This is a genomic window from uncultured Aggregatibacter sp., from assembly GCF_901873365.1.
Taxonomy (GTDB): Bacteria; Pseudomonadota; Gammaproteobacteria; order Enterobacterales; family Pasteurellaceae; genus Aggregatibacter.
Genome location: NZ_CABFLM010000106.1, coordinates 1 through 3,580 on the forward strand (window position 1 = coordinate 1; position 3,580 = coordinate 3,580).

Below are 3,580 nucleotides of genomic sequence, written 5' to 3' on the forward strand. Positions count from 1 at the left end.
GCTTGTAAATAGAAAACGGTTTTCAATTCAAAGAGGATTTCATATGTCTAAAACAGGTTCGGTCGCCCCAAAAGAGCGAATTAATATCAAATATACGCCTGCCACTGAAGGGCAAGTAGATGATGTTGAATTGCCATTAAAGCTTCTTGTCACCGGTGATTTTAAAGGTGCTGCGGAGGTATCAAGCCTTGAAGAACGAGAGCCTGTTTCTATTGACAAGCATAATTTTGATGCCGTAATGAAACAATCAAACTTAGCAATTGATATAGCTGTACCGAATCGATTAGAGGATAATGCTGAAGATCAAGACATAGGTATAAGTCTTAAAATTGAAAGCATGGCAGATTTTTCACCTGATAATATCGCCAAGCAAGTTCCACAACTTAATAAATTATTAGAACTTCGCGAAGCGCTTATTGCGCTGAAAGGACCTATGGGAAACATTCCTGCGTTTAGAAATAAATTACAAGAATTGATCGTGGATTCAAATGCGAGGGAAGCTCTAGAAAAAGAATTAGCTATTATTTTAGAAAAAGAGTAAGGGTAAATCATGGTTGCTAAGAATCAAGCTACAAAGATCGAAAAAAATGCTCAAACAACAAGCTTGCTTGATCAGGTAATGGAACAAACTCGTTTTAAACCTGAGAATGAAGATTATGCTATTGCTCAACGTGGTATTGCAGAGTTTATCTCTGAAATATTGAAATCAAAGAGTACAGATTCTGTTATAAATAAGACGCTGATTGATGAAATGATTGTTCGTCTTGATGAAAAAATTAGCCATCAAGTAGATGAAATTTTACATAATGAGAGATTTCAAGAAATGGAGTCTGCTTGGCGTGGATTGAAATTACTCGTTGAACGAACAGATTTCCGTGAAAATATTAAGATTGAAGTGTTAAATGTAAGCAAAGAAGAATTACTCGATGACTTTGAGTATGCGACAGATATTACTCAAAGTGGCTTATATAAGCATGTTTATTCTGCTAATTATGGTCAATTTGGTGGTGAGCCAGTTGCAGCAATTGTCGGAAATTATACATTTACGCCATCTGCGCCAGATATTAAGTTATTACAATATGTCTCATCTGTTGGCGCAATGTCCCACGCACCATTTATTTCAGCTGCTGGTCCTGAGTTTTTTGGTTTAGATAGTTATGCCTCTTTATCTGAGATCAAAGAAGTCAGAGATATTTTTGAAGGACCACGCTATACAAAATGGCGCGCTTTAAGAGAATCTGAAGACTCGAAATACTTGGCGCTTACAATGCCACGTTTCTTATCTCGTTTACCGTATGATTCCGTTGAAAATCCAGTAAAAACGTTTAACTATAATGAAAGCATTGATGGTAAACATGATAACTATCTATGGAGTAACATTGCATTTTTGCTGGCCTCAAAAATAACGGATAGTTTTGCTAAATATCGCTGGTGTCCAAATATTATTGGCCCTCAAAGTGGTGGTAGCGTTGAGGATTTACCCGTCCATTTATTTGAATCATTTGGCCAATTACAAGCAAAAATTCCAACAGAAGTATTAATTACTGATCGTAAAGAGTTTGAATTGGCTGATGAAGGATTTATTCCTTTAACAATGCGTAAGGGAAGTGACAATGCCGCATTCTTCTCAGCAAATTCTGTTCAAAAACCTAAGAAATTCCCTAATACCGAGGAGGGTAAAATAGCAGAAACTAACTATAAATTAGGTACTCAGTTACCATATATGTTTATAGTTAATCGTTTAGCTCACTATTTAAAAGTGTTACAACGCGAACAAATTGGCTCTTGGAAAGAACGTCAAGATCTGGAACGAGAACTAAATGTATGGTTAAAACAATATGTTTCAGACCAAGAAAACCCACCTGCAGAGGTTCGCAGCCGCCGTCCATTACGCTCAGCTAAAGTTGAAGTATCAAGTGTAGCAGGTGAACCAGGTTGGTATAAAGTTTCTTTATCTGTTAGACCGCACTTTAAATATATGGGAGCAAGCTTTGATTTATCTCTTGTTGGTCGCTTGGATATTGATAATAAATAATTATTTTTATGGGATTCTGGAATAGGATTAAAACTGCTTCACAAGATACAGGTGTTATTAAAAAGAAAACTGACGCAGAAATTGTAAGTGATTTAATCCGTTCAATAAAAAAGAACATAGAATTAGTGCTTAATTCAAAAGAAGGGTGTACGTTATGTGCACCTGATTTTGGTCTAAAGGATTTTAATGATGCAACAGCAACGACAAGAAGCCTAAGTCAAACAATTATTGCAGATATTCTGTCTAGTTTAGAACGCTATGAACCAAGAGTTCACATAACAAGAATAGAATATATTCATGATGCATATAATCCGCTTCAACTTAATTTTAGAATAACTTGTGTTGTATTGTTAAGACAAAAAAATGAGTTAACTGAGTTAAATATTATTTTAGACAGTTCAAATAAAAAGTTTAGGGTTGTGTAATGTCTTTGAAAGAATTTTTTAGAGCTGAATTAGATTTCCTAAAAAGAGATGGGCAGCATTTTTCAAAGATTTATCCACATTTATCCCGATTTCTATCCGATGAGATTATCGACCCCGAAGCTGAAAGAATTATTGAATCTTTTGCTTTTTTAACAGCTAGATTAAAGGAAAAAGTACAAGATAATTTACCTGAGATAACTCAATCGATGATCCAACTTCTTTGGCCTAATTACTTGCGTCCTTTGCCTAGTTGCGCAATTCTAAATTTTATATCCAAAGAAAGATCGATTACGACAAAACATATTATACCTAAAGGGACTTTTGTTTCCTCGAAGTCGGTAAGTGGTACCGCTTGCCAATTTCAAACAACAATGGATGTAGCTATTTATCCCCTTGTTTTAAATGATGCAAGAAGTACTTCAGGAAATGAATTAACAGTTATTGAAATAGACTTAGAAAATCTTACAGATGGTAATTTCTCGTCTATACAATGTGATGAATTATCATTCTATTTATCCGGAAGTGATTATAGTGCATTAACTTCTTATCAATGGTTGTTTAACTATTTAACTAAAATATATATAAAATCAGAAGAAGGAATCATTAATCTACCTCTTGATATTATCTCTTCTATTGGATTGAGCAAGGATGAGCTACTAATTCCTTATCCAAATAATGCTTTTGATGGATATAGATTATTACAAGAGTTTTTCTTTTTCCCTAAGAAATTTTATTTTTTTAAACTAAGAAATTTATATCTTTATTTAGGTAAGTTAAGCACTAAGAAATTTACATTATTTTTTGAGTTTAACCGCTCTTTCCCAAAAGATATTAAATTAACGAAATCTGATTTTTCACTATATTGTACTCCTATAATTAATTTATTTGAACATGATGCTATTCCAATAAATTTTGATGGGACAAAAGACTTATATCCAGTTATTCCATCTGGTTTTAATAGAGAACACTTTGAGATCTTTGATATCAAAAATGTTTCTGGGACAAAGCCTATAAAGGAATCTGGCAATAAAGTTTATAATTATCCTAAATTTGAATCGTTTGCGCATACTACAAAGATAGGAAATAGAGGATTTTATAAATCAATTATTAAAAATAATAT

At 33.4% G+C, this 3,580-nt stretch carries 4 protein-coding genes; all 4 read left to right on the forward strand.

All coding sequences use genetic code 11. The features are described from left to right. The coding region (tssB, locus tag QZ106_RS09230) for a type VI secretion system contractile sheath small subunit (RefSeq protein WP_295976554.1) at positions 1-541 on the forward strand (541 nt) is incomplete at its 5' end. Between the two features lie 9 nt (positions 542-550). After that, complete coding sequence (gene tssC, locus QZ106_RS09235) at positions 551-2,035, forward strand: type VI secretion system contractile sheath large subunit (protein ID WP_295976555.1); 1,485 nt, start codon at positions 551-553, stop codon at positions 2,033-2,035. Between the two features lie 8 nt (positions 2,036-2,043). Beyond that, entirely contained in the window at positions 2,044-2,460 is a 417-nt protein-coding gene (gene tssE, locus QZ106_RS09240; protein ID WP_295976556.1) for a type VI secretion system baseplate subunit TssE, read from the forward strand. Beyond that, the coding region (tssF, locus tag QZ106_RS09245) for a type VI secretion system baseplate subunit TssF (protein WP_295976557.1) at positions 2,460-3,580 on the forward strand (1,121 nt) is incomplete at its 3' end. The genes tssE and tssF, both read left to right, overlap by 1 nt.